At 62.1% G+C, this 16,584-nt stretch carries 28 protein-coding genes; 11 read left to right on the top strand and 17 right to left on the bottom strand.

Annotation, left to right across the window (positions count from 1 at the left end):
- Positions 1–70: 70 nt before the first annotated feature.
- The 3 genes from ACNJYA_RS12545 to ACNJYA_RS12535 form a co-directional block, all read right to left on the bottom strand.
- Positions 71–718: an imm11 family protein gene (locus ACNJYA_RS12545; protein ID WP_439402990.1), complete on the bottom strand. Its 648-nt coding sequence runs from the start codon at positions 716–718 to the stop codon at positions 71–73.
- Between the two features lie 90 nt (positions 719–808).
- Positions 809–1,273, bottom strand: a complete 465-nt coding sequence (locus ACNJYA_RS12540; protein ID WP_439402989.1) for an imm11 family protein — start codon at positions 1,271–1,273, stop codon at positions 809–811.
- A 375-nt stretch (positions 1,274–1,648) separates the two neighbouring features.
- Positions 1,649–2,371 carry a DUF4261 domain-containing protein gene (locus ACNJYA_RS12535; protein ID WP_439402988.1) on the bottom strand — a complete coding sequence of 241 codons (723 nt, stop codon included), beginning with the start codon at positions 2,369–2,371 and terminating at the stop codon, positions 1,649–1,651.
- 426 nt (positions 2,372–2,797) lie between these two features.
- Between ACNJYA_RS12535 and ACNJYA_RS12530 the strand changes: the two genes are divergently transcribed.
- The gene (locus tag ACNJYA_RS12530) at positions 2,798–2,974 is read left to right on the top strand and encodes a hypothetical protein (RefSeq protein ID WP_439402987.1); all 177 of its coding nucleotides are present in this window, start codon (positions 2,798–2,800) and stop codon (positions 2,972–2,974) included.
- On the opposite strand, the gene ACNJYA_RS12525 is transcribed toward ACNJYA_RS12530, so the two are convergent.
- Complete coding sequence (locus tag ACNJYA_RS12525; RefSeq protein ID WP_439402986.1) at positions 2,952–3,125, bottom strand: hypothetical protein; 174 nt, start codon at positions 3,123–3,125, stop codon at positions 2,952–2,954. The two genes, ACNJYA_RS12530 and ACNJYA_RS12525, sit on opposite strands and share 23 nt — an antisense overlap.
- 329 nt (positions 3,126–3,454) lie before the next feature.
- Here ACNJYA_RS12525 and ACNJYA_RS12520 point away from each other — a divergent pair, with 329 nt between their 5' ends.
- On the top strand, positions 3,455–3,655 hold the full coding sequence (locus ACNJYA_RS12520; protein ID WP_212255394.1) for a hypothetical protein: 201 nt from the start codon (positions 3,455–3,457) through the stop codon (positions 3,653–3,655).
- Complete coding sequence (locus ACNJYA_RS12515) at positions 3,652–3,876, top strand: hypothetical protein (protein ID WP_172785458.1); 225 nt, start codon at positions 3,652–3,654, stop codon at positions 3,874–3,876. The genes ACNJYA_RS12520 and ACNJYA_RS12515 overlap by 4 nt, the downstream gene beginning before the upstream one ends.
- On the opposite strand, the gene ACNJYA_RS12510 is transcribed toward ACNJYA_RS12515, so the two are convergent.
- The 5 genes from ACNJYA_RS12510 to ACNJYA_RS12490 form a co-directional block, all read right to left on the bottom strand.
- The gene (locus ACNJYA_RS12510; protein ID WP_260380096.1) at positions 3,870–4,139 is read right to left on the bottom strand and encodes a DUF6894 family protein; all 270 of its coding nucleotides are present in this window, start codon (positions 4,137–4,139) and stop codon (positions 3,870–3,872) included. The two genes, ACNJYA_RS12515 and ACNJYA_RS12510, sit on opposite strands and share 7 nt — an antisense overlap.
- 129 nt (positions 4,140–4,268) lie before the next feature.
- Positions 4,269–4,517: a hypothetical protein gene (locus tag ACNJYA_RS12505; RefSeq protein ID WP_172785459.1), complete on the bottom strand. Its 249-nt coding sequence runs from the start codon at positions 4,515–4,517 to the stop codon at positions 4,269–4,271.
- A 332-nt stretch (positions 4,518–4,849) separates the two neighbouring features.
- Positions 4,850–5,125, bottom strand: a complete 276-nt coding sequence (locus ACNJYA_RS12500) for a hypothetical protein (protein ID WP_439402985.1) — start codon at positions 5,123–5,125, stop codon at positions 4,850–4,852.
- 131 nt (positions 5,126–5,256) lie between these two features.
- Positions 5,257–5,448, bottom strand: a complete 192-nt coding sequence (locus ACNJYA_RS12495; protein WP_172785461.1) for a CsbD family protein — start codon at positions 5,446–5,448, stop codon at positions 5,257–5,259.
- A 187-nt stretch (positions 5,449–5,635) separates the two neighbouring features.
- Positions 5,636–5,992: an Ig-like domain-containing protein gene (locus tag ACNJYA_RS12490; protein WP_246570764.1), complete on the bottom strand. Its 357-nt coding sequence runs from the start codon at positions 5,990–5,992 to the stop codon at positions 5,636–5,638.
- A 212-nt stretch (positions 5,993–6,204) separates the two neighbouring features.
- Between ACNJYA_RS12490 and ACNJYA_RS12485 the strand changes: the two genes are divergently transcribed.
- A complete protein-coding gene (locus ACNJYA_RS12485; RefSeq protein WP_439402984.1) occupies positions 6,205–6,483 on the top strand; it encodes a DUF3551 domain-containing protein in 279 nt (92 codons plus the stop codon).
- 85 nt (positions 6,484–6,568) lie between these two features.
- On the opposite strand, the gene ACNJYA_RS12480 is transcribed toward ACNJYA_RS12485, so the two are convergent.
- Together ACNJYA_RS12480 and ACNJYA_RS12475 are read right to left on the bottom strand one after the other, a co-directional pair.
- A complete protein-coding gene (locus tag ACNJYA_RS12480) occupies positions 6,569–6,760 on the bottom strand; it encodes a Myb-like DNA-binding domain-containing protein (protein WP_172785463.1) in 192 nt (63 codons plus the stop codon).
- 277 nt (positions 6,761–7,037) lie between these two features.
- Positions 7,038–7,265 (bottom strand): hypothetical protein, encoded by a 228-nt coding sequence (locus ACNJYA_RS12475; RefSeq protein WP_172785464.1) that lies wholly within the window; start codon positions 7,263–7,265, stop codon positions 7,038–7,040.
- 127 nt (positions 7,266–7,392) lie between these two features.
- Between ACNJYA_RS12475 and ACNJYA_RS12470 the strand changes: the two genes are divergently transcribed.
- The 6 genes from ACNJYA_RS12470 (at position 7,393) to ACNJYA_RS12445 (ending at position 11,827) form a co-directional block, all read left to right on the top strand.
- Positions 7,393–7,590 carry a hypothetical protein gene (locus ACNJYA_RS12470; RefSeq protein ID WP_439402983.1) on the top strand — a complete coding sequence of 66 codons (198 nt, stop codon included), beginning with the start codon at positions 7,393–7,395 and terminating at the stop codon, positions 7,588–7,590.
- Positions 7,591–7,730: 140 nt separating this feature from the next.
- The gene (locus ACNJYA_RS12465) at positions 7,731–8,051 is read left to right on the top strand and encodes a hypothetical protein (RefSeq protein ID WP_212255389.1); all 321 of its coding nucleotides are present in this window, start codon (positions 7,731–7,733) and stop codon (positions 8,049–8,051) included.
- Positions 8,052–8,076: 25 nt separating this feature from the next.
- Positions 8,077–8,703 (top strand): hypothetical protein, encoded by a 627-nt coding sequence (locus ACNJYA_RS12460; RefSeq protein WP_212255388.1) that lies wholly within the window; start codon positions 8,077–8,079, stop codon positions 8,701–8,703.
- Between the two features lie 149 nt (positions 8,704–8,852).
- Complete coding sequence (locus ACNJYA_RS12455; RefSeq protein ID WP_025037635.1) at positions 8,853–9,038, top strand: hypothetical protein; 186 nt, start codon at positions 8,853–8,855, stop codon at positions 9,036–9,038.
- A 146-nt stretch (positions 9,039–9,184) separates the two neighbouring features.
- Positions 9,185–10,471 carry an NRAMP family divalent metal transporter gene (locus tag ACNJYA_RS12450; RefSeq protein ID WP_172785468.1) on the top strand — a complete coding sequence of 429 codons (1,287 nt, stop codon included), beginning with the start codon at positions 9,185–9,187 and terminating at the stop codon, positions 10,469–10,471.
- A gap of 141 nt (positions 10,472–10,612) precedes the next feature.
- Entirely contained in the window at positions 10,613–11,827 is a 1,215-nt protein-coding gene (locus tag ACNJYA_RS12445; protein ID WP_439402982.1) for a mandelate racemase/muconate lactonizing enzyme family protein, read from the top strand.
- Between the two features lie 110 nt (positions 11,828–11,937).
- Here the strand turns inward: ACNJYA_RS12445 and ACNJYA_RS12440 are convergent, their stop codons facing one another.
- From ACNJYA_RS12440 to rocF, 5 genes are all read right to left on the bottom strand, one after another.
- Entirely contained in the window at positions 11,938–12,216 is a 279-nt protein-coding gene (locus ACNJYA_RS12440) for a hypothetical protein (protein WP_172785470.1), read from the bottom strand.
- A 168-nt stretch (positions 12,217–12,384) separates the two neighbouring features.
- Positions 12,385–12,894, bottom strand: a complete 510-nt coding sequence (locus ACNJYA_RS12435) for a PRC-barrel domain-containing protein (protein ID WP_439402981.1) — start codon at positions 12,892–12,894, stop codon at positions 12,385–12,387.
- A 225-nt stretch (positions 12,895–13,119) separates the two neighbouring features.
- Positions 13,120–13,329, bottom strand: coding sequence for a hypothetical protein (locus ACNJYA_RS12430; protein WP_439366512.1), 210 nt, complete (start codon positions 13,327–13,329; stop codon positions 13,120–13,122).
- 201 nt (positions 13,330–13,530) lie between these two features.
- Positions 13,531–13,950 (bottom strand): hypothetical protein, encoded by a 420-nt coding sequence (locus ACNJYA_RS12425; protein WP_439366511.1) that lies wholly within the window; start codon positions 13,948–13,950, stop codon positions 13,531–13,533.
- Positions 13,951–14,073: 123 nt separating this feature from the next.
- Positions 14,074–15,051, bottom strand: coding sequence for an arginase (rocF, locus tag ACNJYA_RS12420; protein ID WP_212255381.1), 978 nt, complete (start codon positions 15,049–15,051; stop codon positions 14,074–14,076).
- A 261-nt stretch (positions 15,052–15,312) separates the two neighbouring features.
- Here rocF and ACNJYA_RS12415 point away from each other — a divergent pair, with 261 nt between their 5' ends.
- Complete coding sequence (locus ACNJYA_RS12415; RefSeq protein ID WP_172785475.1) at positions 15,313–15,573, top strand: hypothetical protein; 261 nt, start codon at positions 15,313–15,315, stop codon at positions 15,571–15,573.
- Between the two features lie 576 nt (positions 15,574–16,149).
- On the opposite strand, the gene ACNJYA_RS12410 is transcribed toward ACNJYA_RS12415, so the two are convergent.
- On the bottom strand, positions 16,150–16,455 hold the full coding sequence (locus tag ACNJYA_RS12410; protein WP_212255379.1) for a DUF1330 domain-containing protein: 306 nt from the start codon (positions 16,453–16,455) through the stop codon (positions 16,150–16,152).
- Positions 16,456–16,584 lie beyond the last annotated feature (129 nt).

Genomic DNA, 16,584 nt, shown 5'->3' with positions numbered 1-16,584 from the left:
AACAATGTCAATAGACATCTTGCACTCGCCCACTCGCAACGAGCTCAACAGCAATCGGCAGAGAGTAACCTCAAGATCTTCGGCGCGGGATCAGAGGGAGATCCGAGGCGTCTTCGAACAACATGCCCCTGAGGCCTGCTGACCTCCAGGCATCCTTCAGGGCTCCGTCACATATGACACAATCTATGGCGTAGGCCATTCGGAATACGTGCGCATCGTCAACCAATTCGTCCTTGAAGACGAGCTCGACGTCGCCCCAGAAATCGTAGACTTTCTGACCGAAATCCAGAGAGCCTGGATCGTCGCAAATCCCGATGTTCAACTGCGATTGCTCCTCATCCAATGCGTCCAGAACACGACGCACATCGCAGAACCAGTAGCGCGGCCCATCCCAGACCCCGTTCGAAACCTGCACGTCGCAGGCGACGAAGGAAAACGCCTCTGGGTCGACGGCCTCAAACACGGTCTTAGCGCGATCAGAGATCAGCCAGAATGCATACCAGAGCTCAGAATCCAGAGGCCGGCGCCCTCGCGGATTGAACGTGACGCATGGCGTCGGCCCAGCAAAATCTGACAAGTGCCCGGGGTCGAGGAGAGAGGGGCCATCATCAGTGATCTCGAAACCACTTGGGTTGCCTGTTCGATAGAACTCCATTCTGTAGAATTTGCGTTTCCGCAATGAGGAGCGCTTGTTCTGCTTTGCCTGCTTGCTGCTCATCGGAACACATGGCCTTTTATTCGAGGTCTCGACGGATATAGAATCGCGGCTGTTCTGTCTTCCGAACAACAGCATGGCCTGTCGCCACACTCAGATTTTCAATACGTCTCGAAACCAAATTCTCTTGAGGCCCGCGACCTTGCAGGCATCTTTGAACTCTTGATCGCATATGACAGCAGAATTCTGGCATGCCATAGGGAAAATATGAGCATTGCCGATTGCTTGCTCTCTGAAGACTAGTTTGCCTCCGAAGATTAAGAACTCGTAGTATTTCTGGCCATGGTCGAGAAAGCGGATATCGTCCCGGATTCCGATGCGCAGGCGCGATTGCGATTCGTCCAGCGCGTCGAGTACGCGGACGACATCGCAGAGCCAAAATTTCGGTCCGTCATAGTGACCGCGCGTCATTCGCACATCGCACGGCACGAATACAAAGGCCTCCGGGTCAAGCTTCTCGAAGAGCGCCTTTGTCCGGTCCGAAACGAGCCACCAGGCAAAACAGACCTCGAGATCACATGGCAGTTGACCGACCGATTTATCGAAGACGTAAGGCACCGGCGGGGTGGAAGCCGGCAGACGACGGACTCCGTGCGGAGGAAGGACACTCTCGTCTTCAAGCCAATAACCCAGCCCGCCTCCTAGAGCGAAATTGGGGACCTATCTCGTAGAAGCGGCGCTTGCGTGCTCGGGGTCGCTTCGCAACAGGAATCGCGTTCTGGTCCGTCATAACTGAGCCTCGTTGAACATCGCGCCTGCAACGACACCCGGCCGAGGCCACGGTGAACCACTCAAAAAATAAAGCCCGCGGCGTCGCGCGAGCTTCGTTCGGACTCTTTCGATGATGCCATTCTGCCAGTGTTTTGCCCGACGTGTCAACGATCGCCCTCGAACAGCTTCCACACAACGCCGCAATCTGCTGACGATGCCCGCTTACGTGGGATCATCCGTACAATAAAATACCGGCAGATCTCCGAAGACATCAGAGTTCTTGTAGCGCACTGCAATCCGCTCGCTCGCACTCGCTCCCATTGTATCGCCGTCCTTCACCACGTTTCCGTGCTCGATCAGATACACGCAAAGTCCCGCCACCTTCTCGAACAACGCCGGAAGCGCAAGCTTACCGGTCACGAATTCGATCTCACGGCCGACGAAGGCGGACAATCCCATGGTGATCGCTCCGATCTTTGCACCTGACCGGAACGGAAGAATGTCAACCCATAGCCTGAAGGGATAGTCCGGATATGGTGCGAGCGACCATCGCGACGTTTCGAGCCATAGATCGGCAGCCCGCGCTACCCGCCCCGCCCACACCACGCCGCAACATTCCGGCACGGTGGCAATCAACGCACCGATGACCGCAGTCGTAAGGCGGGCGGCGACCAGCGGCCGCTCACTTTTTCCGAGCAGCGAGACGATGATGTGGCCCTGATGGTCAGTTGCCACAGCCTCGCTTTCCGGCCAAGTTCGCGCAGCGCGCGCCCAAAGCCCCGGATCCTGCGGAATGGGTGCCGGCATCGACATGACCGCAACGAGCTCGTTGCCGCAACGGATGAGCGGCGAATTCGCTTGAGCCGGTTGCGATTCTTCACCGTTCGTCGCCTCTGTTGCCAACTCCGGATGCCGGAGGTGAAGGGCTTTGGCGACTGCTGACATGTCGGGTGTCACCGGCCTGCTCAACAGGACCAGAGAAAGAAGCGAGCCACTCATCAACTCCCCCCCCCCGCAGAAAATCCCGGTGAGCCCAAAACTTAGTTTTTCGCCCAGAGGTTGAAACGTAAAGCCTCATTAGAACAAATAGAGAACAATGTCAATCGACGTTTTTCGCTCGCGCCAGATTTCCGCAAGATAGCTATACCCAAACTCTGAAGCGGACTGGCGGCCGACCCAGCATTGGCGCCGCACTGCAAGGGCGGTTCGCAATAGCACTCGCGGAAAAGCGGTTCACGCAAACATCAACGAAGACCCCGCGCCGTCCTCAGGGGCGCCGCGACGTTCGCCACACACCCGGCAGCCCCACCAGGAACAAGCGTCACCCCACCGCGTTGCACCGCCATGCATGGATCAACGGACGATCCCCTGTTGGCGCGCGCCGATGCCGCCCTCCGCGAAGCCGAGCGGCTTCGCTTCGCCCTGATCCGCGAGCGCGCGATTGCACAAGCCATCTGTCACGACGCCGCGCAAACCCGCACGCTGCAATCAGGCCTTTCGCCAGCGATCGCGATTGCGCTGACGGTCAACGCTCCTCGTTCGGCGTAGCGTCGGTGCCCGGACCGAAAGGCTCGTGCGTCCTGCGTCCCAGAAACGTATCGGGTGGCGGCTGCTTCAACAGCTCGCGGCTTTCGCGCACGATCTGGCGCATGTATTCGGCCTGTTCGTGTTCGACAGGCAACGGCCGATAGACGGGCATCGTGGTGCTCCCTTGCTTTGCAGGCGGGAGCGCGCTCGGTCTCTCAGCCACCGACGCCTACGGGCAGAGCCTCGGCCGGTGATGCGACCCTAACTATCACAGGTCGCTTTGGTTCAATATTGAACTTTGGGACTCGCGGGGCACAAATGAGTAAACCGCTCAACATGCTCAAGCTGCTCGCGAAAATTAATCCGCGCAACATATCAAATGATGTGACTCCCGCTGTGCGGGAGGCGTAAGGTAAGTCATCACCGCAAGGCCCGTGGCATCGATCGGTGATGAGAACGCCGATTGCGCTCCCGCCCGACCTCAAATGAGGGAGCAGCGCCATGCTGACAAGACGTCGTTTCAAACAGACCAGAACCCTGACCGAACGACTCGCGGACGAAGCCGCGCGCTGCCGCGAGGAAGCCCGCACGCTGACGCCCGGCCGCCGCCGCGACATGCTGCTGCGCCAGGCGCGGCAGGACGAGACCGCCATGCAGATCGACGCCTGGCTGCGCTCGCCCGGCCTGAGGGCGCCGACATGATGCAATATCGCGCTTATCTCATCGGCGAGGATGGCGTCTTCCGCTCCGCCGAAGCCTTCGAAGCTCCCTCGGATTCCTCCGCCCTCAGCTTTGCGCAGCGGTTCACGCGGCTCGGCAAGGTCGAGGTCTGGCAGCTCGGCCGAAAGATCGCCGTGCTGGACTCCGAGCAGTCTCGGCCGCCGTTGCACGAGCCGTCCCGGCCGACGCTGACGCGTCAATGACCGCGTGACTTCGGTCCCGACCTGAGATCCTCGATCTGGAAGTTGAACTTCACCTGCATGACAGGGCCGCTCGCATCGCGCACCTCGATCGCCATCTCCTGCCGGTCGCCGGTGAGCGGCGCGGAGAGCACCGCATCGCGCGCCAGGTCGGCAACCGACTTGGCGGCCTCGGCCTGAACTGCGCGCGCGCTGGACAATTCCAGGCCCTCCTCGTCCAGCGCAATTCCCTTGTCGTCGCGAAGGTCAAAGTAATATCGGGTCATGACCGTAATCCTCTGCCCGCTATAGTGCAGAGGACGAGCAAAGGTTTCTAAAGGGCACGAAATTTCCCCTGGAATCAACGGGTTCCGGGAACAAAGCAGAGACGCGCGAGCCGGGCCAGCTTGCGTCGGCTACTCCTCCGCGAGCTTGCGCTCGATATAGGCGTCCACCGTCTCGGCGAACGAGCGCTGCACGCCGACCGCGGCGTCGTGCTGGTCGAGTGCGTCGCGCTGCAGCACGCGCAGGCCGCGCCCGCGCATGCTCACAGGTGCCGTGTTCAGAAACTGGTCGATGGCGCCCTTGGCAAGCGGGATGGCCTTGGGATCGCCCCTGGCGATCAGGAGCCGGAGCAGGCTCTGGCATTCGGCCAAACCGGGCATGGCGTCTCTCACCTTTGCTGCGATTTCGGCTTCGGCCGCTCTACCTTCTGGGTATGGGTGCCGAACAGCGCCAGCAACAGCGCGACTTCTTCCTTCGAACCGATCTGGATCATGATTGTTCTCTCCGTTTCGCTACGTTGGTCGGAGCCGGCGGGCGCCGAGTTCAGGACGATCTGGTTTCAGCACTGTTTCAGCCGTGTTTCGTCAGCGCCCTGCACCGCGCCTTCGGCCGGCTTGTGTGCACAATTGAACGCTGATCTCTCGCTTTCGCCGATCACAACCCATTTCTCTCTTTCTCACGTCTCGCCAAAGTCCGAACATTGATGCTTGTCCTAGGCCTTCGGCGGCTTGAGGAAGCCAAAATAGAAGCAGACCAAAAATAGAATGAGATGGACAATGGCACGGCCACCGCTGACCTGCGGACTCGCGACAAAATCTGTTCCCAACAGAGGCACCGAAACGTCGGCGAGATAGAGATAAAACAAAATGCCCGACGATACGAAGAACGCGCCTGCCAAGAATTTGCGAAAGCCGACATCTCGCCAAGCGAAATAGAGGCTTCCGCCAGCCATTATGATGGCCGCACCAGCATAGAGGGCAATGATCATGCTGCCTCACCCGGTTGCGGACGCGACCCAATCGACCGGCGAATGACCTGAACGGGTCTCGCGCTTGCCGTGGGCTTGACAGAAACGGAAAGCCGCCCTGAGGCGGCTAGTTTCAGACTTTCCTTTTCTGCCTATTTCTTGAGGGCGTCAGAGGCGTCCCGCGCTGCGTCCTTCACATCTCCAGCGACGTTATGGGCGGATCCCTTGGCCTTATCCAACTTGCCTTCAGCTTCCAGGTCCTTGTCGCCGGTGAGCTTGCCGGCCCCTTCTTTGATCGCGCCTTTTGCCTTGTCGGCGGCGCCCTTCACATGTTCACGGTCCATGATCGATATCCTTTCCTGTGTAGAAGACGAGCACAACGAAATCGGTGCGCTGTCGTTCCTGCGAGACGCCCGCGTGAGGCGGGCTCCTCGGGAGGAGGCCGGAATGCGTGGATGCAGGTTTCAGCACTGACGCCGATGAGCCTCCTCCTGAGGAGGCGCGTCAGTGACAACGCCCCTCCGATGGCTGCTACTCTATCGTCGCATTCACCGTCATGACCGATTTGCCAGAGCCGTATGGACCCTTTCCTTCACCATAGATGGCGAACGTATCGGTGCCCTTGTAATTGGCTGCCGCGGTGTATCTGAACGTCGTTACGTTGACTTGTCTGAGCTTCCCGTGCGCGGGCTTCCGGGACACGCCGGAGCTATGCATCGCTCCCGGAATTCGCATCGGGAAATTGCACGTTTCGCCCGACCTGACCGCGAAGTAGGCCGTCATGTCCACGCCGAACACGGATGGGTTACCGGTGACCCTGCACTCGGAGATGGCGAAGGCCGTAGCCGGCGTCAGGCTCAGCACAGCAGCGAGAGCGAATATCCGCATGCTCATCTCCTGTTAGGATCAAGCGGCATCCGGGGCCATTGATTTCCAAGCGTGGGGACAACCATTGACTTGAATCAACATTCGACCGGCGAGGACTAGGCGATTGAATAGGCGGAAGTAGCGACTTTCCTTGGTTGATGGCCGGCGGCCTGCGGATTGCCTTTTGAGGCTCCACCCCCTTTCCGGGATGTTCTATAATCCGCCGGCTCTAAATGATGGAGGGTCAAATGCGACTCGCTTTGCTTATTGGGGTCCTGCTGATGGGGCTTTCTTCAGCAGCAAACGCCCGCGATTATCCCTGGTGCGTCTTCGGTGGCCATGCTGGCCCCCCCGGCGAATGCATGTACGAGACGAGGGAGCAGTGCCTGGCTTCGGCATCGGGACGGTGGACCAGCTATTGCGATATCAATCCGCGCGTGAGATTCCAGCAGCAGGCACCGCCCCCGATAGCATGTGACTCTCGCGGGCGCCGGTGCGCGCCGAGATCGTGAAGCGTTCAGCGCAAGGCCGCCGCGTCGCGGGTAAAGCAGACATCGACCCGCTGACCGAGCGTTGACTAGTCCGCACCAGCGCGCGCTATTTGCCGCGCTTCGAAGTGCCGGTGCCTAGCGCAATGCCGTGCTGCCAGGCCCGCACCCGCACCGCCGCTTCGCTCCGATTGAGCTCTGCCGCAATCTCGTCGGGCCGGCGTCCGGCTTCGGCCAGCGCTTTCAGCCGCTCATGCTCGTCCGCTGTCCACCTCTTCAGCAAGGGATAGCGTGATTGCATGGTCGGAGCTGGCTCACCCGTCATTCAAGTGCGACGACAATCGGCCGAGACGGACCAGGTTCCCATCCGTGGCGGACGGGCCATAGCACGGGCTTTGCGAGGTGAACTTAGCAAAAGTTAAGCCCGCGACGGATCGCTCCGCGCGGGCCTGGTTTCGAGCGCAAGGCTCGGGTGAGACCTTCGTCTCAGTGCATGTGGCCGATCAGATAGATGCCGCCGCCGAGAACGATCACGGCCGGGACGGCCCAAAGCAGAAGTACGGGCATCGCTTGCCTCCTCAGTTCGAGGTGCAGACCTTGACGGACTTCATGCCGGTCTCGGCTTCCGACCTGGTCTTGTACACGGTGTCGCCGCTGACGACCGTCGTTTCCGTGGTCGTCGGCTTCGACTCGGTGATGGTGCACTTCTTGGTCTTGACGTCCTGAACCACGTAGAACGTTTGCGCAAAAGCGGGAGCCGCAACTGACGTCAGCACGGCGGCAGCAATGATTGCTTTGATATTCACTTTGTCCTCCTCCAGTAGCCCGGTCGATCCAGGCGTGTCTTTTACAAACCCGACTAATTGCCAGTTGTTCCCGGTCATCCGCCGAACCAATTCCGCCTGATTGCGTTGGTGCGAACAGGAGGCTTCGATGCTCGACTTGCGGCTCGTGACGACTTCCCTGGCGGTGCTCGCTGCGCTGATCAGCGTGGCGCTGGCTGAGCCCGTCAAGGATCAGGCTCCACCGGTGGTTCAAACTGCCTCCGAAGCCCGTCCCATTCGCGTGATCCTTCCGGCGCCGTGGGAGCCCACCAAGGGCCAGGCCGAGTCTGTGCAGTCATCGAAGTAGCAGGCGTCGGTCGAGCGACGGCCGCAGCTCGGTCGACATTGTCGCGGCCAAAGCGCCGCAGCAAACTCCTCCAAAACGACAGCAACCAATTCGAATCTGACCTGTTGTCGCCGGCACAATCACTTGCAGGAGACAACAACATGAAACGTCTGACAGTGCTGGCTTCAACCTTGTTGCTGCTCGGGTCGGTGCCCGCGGGCGCCCAGTCGCAGCCGGCGCAAAGCGGGCCGGGCAACAACGCGGTCAACAGCTCCGACCAGAACAACTCCAACGCACCGGTCGCGGGCCGCAACAGCTTCACCGAAGGACAGGCGAAATCGCGGATCGAGGGCGCGGGCTATTCCAACGTCTCGGGCCTGCAGAAGGACGACAACGGCGTCTGGCGCGGCAAGGCCGACAAGGCCGGCACCAAGACCGACGTCAGCGTCGACTTCCAGGGCAACGTCAACCCCGCCAAGTAATCCGCGAATTTCAGGAGATCCAGACATGACGACCACCATCTCTCGCCTGTACGACAATTACGCCGATGCCGAGCGGGCCGTGGCCCGGCTCGAAAGCGCCGGCGTGCCGCACTCCGACATCAGCCTCGTCGCCAACAATTCGGACAATTGGTACGGCTCACGCTCCGGCAAGGTCGATCGTGACCGCGACGGCGTCGATGATCGCGCCGAAGGCGCCGGCACGGGTGCCGGCATCGGCGCCGGGCTCGGCGGCGCCGCCGGCCTGCTCGCGGGTCTTGGCCTGTTGGCGATCCCCGGCCTCGGCCCGGTGGTCGCGGCCGGATGGCTCGCCTCGACCGCGGCAGGCGCGGCGGCCGGCGCGGCCACCGGCGGAATCATCGGCGCCCTGACCGAGGCCGGCGTCTCCAGGGAAGACGCATCGCGTTATGCCGAGGGCGTCCGCCGCGGCGGCACGCTGGTGTCCGCGAAGGTGCCGGACCAGGACCGCGCGCGCCTTGATGCGCTCCTGCACGAGCGATCGGTCAACCTTCAAGAGCGCAGCGCCGCCTGGCAGAAGTCCGGCTGGACCGACTTCGACGCCGCCAGCCCGCCGCTGTCGCCGGAGGATATCGGCCGCGAGCGCGAACTCTACGGCGTAGGCTCGCGGCGATAGGGCCGCAGAGCTTCGACACGACAAAGGCCCCGCGGTGCGGGGCCTTTTAACTTTGTCTCAAATGCCGCAAAGCGGATTGGGCGAAGTGAAATCTCTTCGCCTCATGCTGGGACATGTCGCCTGGACGGGGCAAGCCGGAGAGATCTCCCATGTACTACGTCGCCGCTGCATTGCTGGTGCTGTCGGGACTGTTCTATTCCGCGAGCCGTCACGAGCTCGGCCAGTTCGGTGCGGACGTGTGCAGCTATGGCAGCACGTTCTGCAACAATCCGGTGGTCCTCTTCACCGGCGCCGCGCTGGCCGCCGCCTGGGGCATGTTCGTCAGCATCAAGTAGCCGATGATGGCAACCTAGACCTGTTTTGCCCGACGGAGCAAACTCGCTTAGCATTTTCGAAAATTAGCCGCCGGCGGCGGCAGCGGGAACTTATGTTCCTTGATTCGCATTTGCTATGACGACGTCCGCACCGTTCGAGCCCGTTCATGAGCGACAGCGCCCTCACCCCGACGAAATCCGCGCCAACGCTGCTGCAACGCTTGGGGCCCGGCCTCATCACCGGAGCTGCCGACGACGATCCGTCCGGCATCGCCACCTATTCGCAGGCCGGCGCCCAATTCGGCTATGGTCTGTTGTGGACGGCGTTTCTGACCACGCCGTTCATGATCGCGATCCAGCTCGTCAGCGCGCAGATCGGCCGCGTCACCGGCAAGGGGCTCGCCGCCAACGTCATGCGGGTCGCGCCGCGTTGGGCGGTGCTGGCGCTGGTCTCGATGCTGGTCGCCGCGAACACGTTCAACATCGCCGCCGACATCGCCGCGATGGCCGAGGCACTCTCGCTCGTGATCGGCGGCCTCAACCACGAGCACGCGCTGATCTTCGCGGCCGGCTCGACCCTGCTGCAGGTGTTCCTGCCCTATCGCCGCTATTCGCCGGTGTTGAAATTCCTCACACTGGCGCTGTTCGCCTATGTCGCGACCGCCTTCACGGTGCAGATTCCCTGGAGCACGGCGCTGCTCGCCGCGGTGTGGCCGAAGGTAAACGTCAGCAGCGACTATCTCCTCATGGTGGTCGCCGTGCTCGGCACCACCATCAGCCCCTATCTGTTCTTCTGGCAGGCCTCGCAGGAGGTCGAGGAGATGAACCAGGGCAAGCGCGACAAGCCGCTTCGCGAGCTCAAGCGCGGCGGCGGTCACGAGCTCGACCGCATCAAGATGGACACGGTCTCCGGCATGCTGCTCTCCAACGGCATCGCCTTCTTCATCATCCTGACCACCGCATCGGTCCTGCACGCCAACGGCGTCACCAATATCGGCTCGGCGACGGAAGCGGCCGAAGCGCTGCGGCCGCTCGCGGGCGATTTCACCTTCGCCCTGTTTGCGACCGGGATCATCGGCACGGGCCTGCTCGCGATTCCGGTGCTGGCGGGCTCGGCCGCCTACGGCGTTGCCGAGATCTTCGGCTGGCGCGCCACGCTGGAGGCCAAGCCGGACGAAGCGGCCGGCTTCTACACCATCATCGCCGCGGCGACCCTCATCGGCTTCGGCCTCGGCTTCACCGGCATCGACTCGATCCACATGCTGGTGTGGAGCGCGGTGCTCAACGGCATCGTCGCCGTCCCCATCATGGCGATGATGATGCTGATCGTCTCGAGCCGCGCGATCATGGGCCGCTTCAGGGCCCGCTCCTGGCTGATCGCGCTGGGCTGGCTCGGCACCGCGCTGATGGCGCTCGCCGTCCTCGCTTTGCTCGGCTCGTCGGTGATTGGCTGACGCAAGCGCTGCTTCGGACGCGCTGCCGCGTTGCATCCTAGCGCCCTTCCCGCCGCCCCGCGCTTGGCCTAACAATGCGGTCCGGGCCCGGCCTGAGATCGGGCCGAAAAAAGAAGCCCGGCCGGGCGAGTAGGGAGCGACATGACCAAATCATCAAAAGCAACAAGCCTCGAAATCCTCGCCTGCGATGCCGGCTGGAGAAACTATCATTTCGTCAAGCTGACGACCGAGGACGGCATCATCGGCTGGAGCGAATTCGACGAAGGCTTTGGCTCGCCCGGCGTCGGCGCCGCGATCCAGCGCCTCTCCACCCGGGTCATCGGGCAGAACGTCTTCCAGCACGAGCGCATCTTTGCCGAATTGTTCGCGGCGACGCGTCCCGCGGCCGGCGGCGTGGTGGCGCAAGCGCTCGGTGCGATCGAGAACGCGCTGCTCGATGCCAAGGCGAAATCGCTCGGTGTTCCCTGCTATGAGCTGCTCGGCGGCAAGATCCGCGATCGCGTCAGGGTCTACTGGTCGCATTGCGCCACCTGGCGCATCAATCACCCGTCCTGGTACAAGCCGCCGATCGAAAGTCTCGACGGCGTCAAGGCCATGGGGCGCGAAGTGCGCGAGAAGAAGTTCACCGCGCTCAAGACCAACATCTTCTCCTATGACGAGGGCAGGCCGACCGGCTGGCGCCCCGGCTTCGGCTCACCTTTCGCGCCCGAGATCAACGTCGACCGCAAGATCCTGCGCGACCTGCACATGCACCTGGAAGCGATCCGCGACGGCGCCGGCCCCGACGTCGACATCCTGCTCGACTGCAACTTCAACGCCAAGACCGAAGGCTATTTGAAGATCCTGCGCACCATTGCCGACCTCGACATGTTCTGGGTCGAGATCGACAGCTTCAATCCGGACGCGCTCGGCTATATCCGCCGGCAAAGCCCGCACCCGATCTCGTCCTGCGAGACGCTGCTCTCCTTGCGTGAATTCCTGCCCTATTTCCAGGCGCAGGCCATGGACGTCGCGATCATCGACACGCCCTGGAACGGGGTCTGGCAGTCGATGAAGATCGCCGCGGCGGCCGAAGCCTTCGAGGTCAACGTTGCCCCGCACAATTTCTACGGCCATCTCTGTTCGATGATGAACGCGCATTTCTGCGCCGCGGTGCCGAACCTACGCATCATGGAGATCGACATCGATCGTCTGTCCTGGGATCGCGAGCTGTTCACGCACGAGCCCGAGATCGAGAACGGGCATCTCGTCATCCCGAACCGGCCGGGTTGGGGCACCGAACCGAACGAGGAAGCCTTGCGGGCCCATCCGCCGAAGACCAGTGGCGGCCTCCTCAGCTACGGTCGCAAGAGCTGAGCGGAATGGCTTTAGGTCGCATCGATTGCCACGGTCTCGGTGCAACCTCTCCCGCTTGCGGGAGAGGGAGCCTCCATCATTGGAACGATCAAGCCTTATTTCATCGCGCGTTAAGGCGTCACGGGATTGACGGTCGGAGAGGTCTTCGGCCGCTGCGGCTCGATCGGCGACTTCGGATCGGTCGGGAGCACCATGGCGCCGGCGGCCCGTGCCGCTTCGCCCGTGGTCGCAAACATCGCGACATGGGCCGGCTGTGTCTTGGCCCGGCTCCACGGCCCGTGGTCGACGATCAGCATGGCCGCAATCGTCACACCCGCCACGATCAGCGCGATCACGCCGGGATGGCGGAGAGCGTTGGGGATGGAATGCGCGAGGCTAGCATTTGTCATCGAAGGATCCGCATTTTTCCTCTCGCAGGTTAACTCGGTCGAGCGCCCTCCGGTTCCCCTGCCGTGAGCAGGTTCCCGAGCCGGCACAGGGGCAGATTCATGGTGTGCGAGAGCCCAACGAAAGAGGGCCTCCATTCGGAGGCCCTCGGATCCATCAGCAATCGGTCTTTAGTTATAGTCCGAATACTTGAACTGCGGGAGCGCCTTCAGCTGCTCCTTGTTTCCGCTCATGACCGCATGGTCGGGTACCCAATCATTGGTGTTGCGGCTCGTGGCATTCGTCGATGCCGCACCGGTTGTGGTCTCGCGCGAGGCGGGCGAGTTGCTGATCGAGCTGGTCCGGACCGGCTCTTCCATGAACTTCAGTTTGTCGATGGAGACGGCGATATCGTGCTCGCCCATCCCCAGGAAGCCGCCGATGCCGATCACCACTGCGTTGATCTTGCCGCTCTTGTCGACGAGCAGCTCGTTGATGTCGCCGAGCTTCTCATTGGCCTCGTTATAGACGTTCAGGCCCATGAGCTTCGAGGCGCGCCAATTGTCCTTCAGCATCATCTTGTCGGCCGGCCGCGCGGTGGCAGCCGGCGCCGCTTGATCAGCCGGCTGGGCGGATTGCGCCAACGCGGCGCCGCTGATCAAAGCGCTGCCGATCAGAGCTGCGGCAAAAGTGGTTTTCATCGTCGTCTCCTCCAGTGAACCGGCATCCCGATGGATGCCCGCCCAAGAACGTCTGGATATTCCACTTGTTCCCGGCTGGGCACTCTGGGCGCAAGCTCTAAGCGTCGAACACGACGCGCAAAGCCATCACGATGATCGCTGAGATGAGAAATGAAATCGCGAGCAGGGTCCAACTCGGCCTCGTGCTCGCGCGGGCCAGGCGGACAACCAGCATCTTCAAGCACCTCAACATTCATCCCTGGGAAGTCGGTGCAGGTAGGCTATCCCGAAGCAGGCAAGCTCTTCGGTATCGCTTCGGTGCTCTTCCCATCTCCTCTGCAGATGGCGTTCCAGCAGACAGCGCCGGGTGTCGTCGGCAGCGACCTCGGGATGCCGCGCCCGGTACACTGTCCAGGCGGTGTCCGCGGCGTTCTTCAAGACGATGTCGTCGACCATCCCCGCTCTCCGGAAAACCGAACCTCGTCGCGTGCCAACTCAAGGACAGCTTCCAAGGTTTCCGCTTTTTCCCGGTCTTCGACCATTTGATGATTCAGGGCGACTTGATCGGATTGCCTCTAGGTCAGATTGCCTTGGCTCGGCGCGTCGCGGGCCGCGCTCGAATGGTCCGGGCCTTTCTCTTGAAGGGGGCGGTTTCGCTCACCAATCTCCGAAGAAGGGGCCGTGCCTCTCGAAAGCCAGCCGCGGTCCGGGCGCTCGTCTCGATAGCCTTGCCGAACGCTTGGCCTGCGGGCGGCTCTGCCAGGATCGACCGGCGGGCGGCTCTTGCTTGGTCTTGGCAGGAAGTGCTGCAGGCATGGCGGCCATCGCTTCGCGAATCGGCTGCGGCGGCGCTTCGAGCGGCGGCTCGGCCTGCGCGATCTGCGCAAGGTCGGCACGCGGTCGAGTGTCGAACACGATCTTCTCCGGAAGAGGTGTCGCCGATCGGATCCGGATCGTCGTTTTGGCGGGTTCGGGCGTATCGGCCCGTGCCAGCGGCGCCGGAAGATAGTGCTCCGCCGCGAAGATCAGCGCCAGGAGCAGCCCGCCGACAAAGACGAAGTATCGAATGATCGGCATGACGGCCACTCCGCGCCGCAGCGCGCGGCCTGCGAGAACCCACCAATCACGGCAAGGTTCCGAGGTATTGCCACTTTTTCCCGTAATGAGGATCGAGCTGTCAGCTGTCGCCTAGGCGCCGCTTCACTCGCCCGGCGCGATGGCATTGCTCGGCGTCGGCCGGTCTGTGATCTGCTGGCCGAACAGGCTGCCGATCAGCTCGACCGCGGTGCGCGCGGTCCGACCGCGCTCGTCCAGGAACGGATTGAGTTCGACGATGTCGACCGATCCGACCACGCCGGAATCGTGCAGCAGCTCCATGATCAGGTGCGCCTCGCGATAGGTGGCACCACCCGGCACGGTGGTGCCGACGCCCGGCGCCACGCAGGGATCGAGGAAATCGACATCGAAGCTGACATGCAGCACGCCATTGCTCGCCTTGACGCGCTCGATGACGCGGCGGATCAGGACGGCGACGCCGAACTCGTCGATCTGGCGCATGTCGACGATCCTGATCCGGCGCGAGCGCATCAGCTCCTTTTCGAGCTTGTCGATCGAACGCGCGCCGAACAGATCGAGTTTGTCCGGGAGAATCGAAGCGCGCGGATCGTCGCCGAGCAGGCCGTCAAGGCCCGGCTCGCCGCACAGGAACGCGGCTGACATGCCGTGCATGTTCGCGGTGATCGTCGTCTCCGGCGTGTTGTAGTCGGCATGGGCGTCGAGCCAGAGCACGAAGAGTTCGCGGCCGCGCTCCTGCCAATGACGCGCCATGGCATTGACCGACCCCATCGACAGCGTGTGATCGCCGCCGAGAAAGATCGGCAGCGCACCACTTGTCGCGATCTCATAGCCTCTGCGGCTCAGGACGCGGGTCCAGCGCTGGATTTCGCGGTAGTGATTGGCCATTTCGGGCGGCCTGTCGGTGAGGTCCAGGACTTCGGCTACCGACAGATCGCCATAATCAACGACCTCGAAATCAAGGCTTTCCAGCAATGTCGCAAGGCCGGCGGTGCGCAGCGCCGCGGGCCCCATCAAGGTGCCGCGTTGCGAAGCCCCCATGTCGATGGGAGCACCGAGCAAGGCGATGCGCCGGGCTCGATCCGTCATGGTCCGGTCGGTCACGGCTGCCTCCTGACATCAGCAAGGTTGACCCAGCCTAACAGAGATTCGCACCCGTCGTTTCCCGGGGAGCGCGCCGCGGCCGGCATATGATCAGGAACAAAATTCCCTGCGCTGAATTGCCCATCCAAGGCCGGCACCCGCCGTCAATCACGGCGCCTGTCGCGGATAGCCAAAGGTCATCAAGACCCGCTGTTCAGAACGAGCGCTCGCGCGGATAGCCAAAGGTGCCGGCTTCCATCAACACGCCTGGAGGTCGCGCCCTTGAGCACGGAGATACCGCAATCCACGTCCCAGCCCGGCATGGCCGAGCGTGCCATCGATACGGCCGCGGACGTATCCCGCACCATCGGTGAAGTCGCCGGAGGCCTGCACGCAGCGGTCGACCGCCTGACCTCCGCAGTCGAGGAATCGCGCAAGCCCGGCGGGGCACTCGCGACAGTCGCCGCGATCACGCGCGAAGCACCGCTTGCGAGCCTGTTCGTCGCTTTCCTGTTTGGCGTCGCGGTCGCGCGCCGGCGGTAGCTTTTCTGCGACCGCCCCTTTGCGAGCGTCCTCCATCAGGACTGGCTGGGCGCTGCGGTTCGGGCCGGAGCCGATGTGCCGAAGGCACTATTCGTCGCATTGCCGCGGTGGCACCTGCCAACGGCGGTCTTCACCTTGAAGGGTCGAATGCTGAGCGCGGTCGCGCAAGCGTTCGCGATTGCATTCGCGACGTCGCCAAGCCACATGCCCAAGGCAAGGCGGCAGGACCACACCATTAGCCTACCTACGCGAACAGCCTAATGCGATGTGGGGTCACGACCGGTGGTCGAAGCGAGCACGGCCCGCGGCCGGTCTACCAGCGATAGCGGACACCATAATGCCGCGGCCTTGTTCGGCTAGGGACCTTGGCTGTGTGAAAACGCGAAGACGCTCAATCGCGATAGAAGAAATTATTCGTCGAAGGCCGCTTTAGACGCTCAAGGCGCAAGCGGATTAAACTTGGAGGTCGGACTTGAAAATATCATTCTTCGCTGCGTTTCGATTCTTGAGTTTTTACACGGCCAGGACCAGAAGCGGACATCAGGGCTTTGATCAACAAAGTGCTGGAGCCCACTCCTATGATGGCTGCGGGCCTTCATAACCCTCGGTAATCGCCATGTCCCAAACCGACCTGCCTTCGCGCTCTTTCATTGCGGCGACATATTCGGGCGAGTTGTAGCACTCCAATGCCGCGCTATAGGTCGGAAACTCTAGGACGATCACTCGCGACCGTGGTTTGCCCTCTTTTGGCTCGACTTTGCCGCCCCGCGCTAGGAAGCGGGCCCCGTACTTCGCAAGCGCTTTGGCATTTGCCGCGATATAGCTCTTGTAGCCTTCAGGATCATTCACGTCCGCAAAAACAACCCAGTAACCCTTTGGCATGTTGCACCTTATTGATCAGAAAGATGCAATTAGAAAGGATGCGATGGAGAAGTTCAAGCGGCTGCTCGCTGAACCGACTAGTCGGCGCTCAGGACGGCTTTGGGTCCTTCGCGTCGGCTTAGCCTTGCC

Origin of the sequence: Bradyrhizobium sp. BLXBL-01 (genome assembly GCF_051853025.1) — a bacterium.
Lineage (GTDB): Bacteria > Pseudomonadota > Alphaproteobacteria > Rhizobiales > Xanthobacteraceae > Bradyrhizobium.
This window is presented reverse-complemented; position numbering and strand designations above follow the sequence as displayed.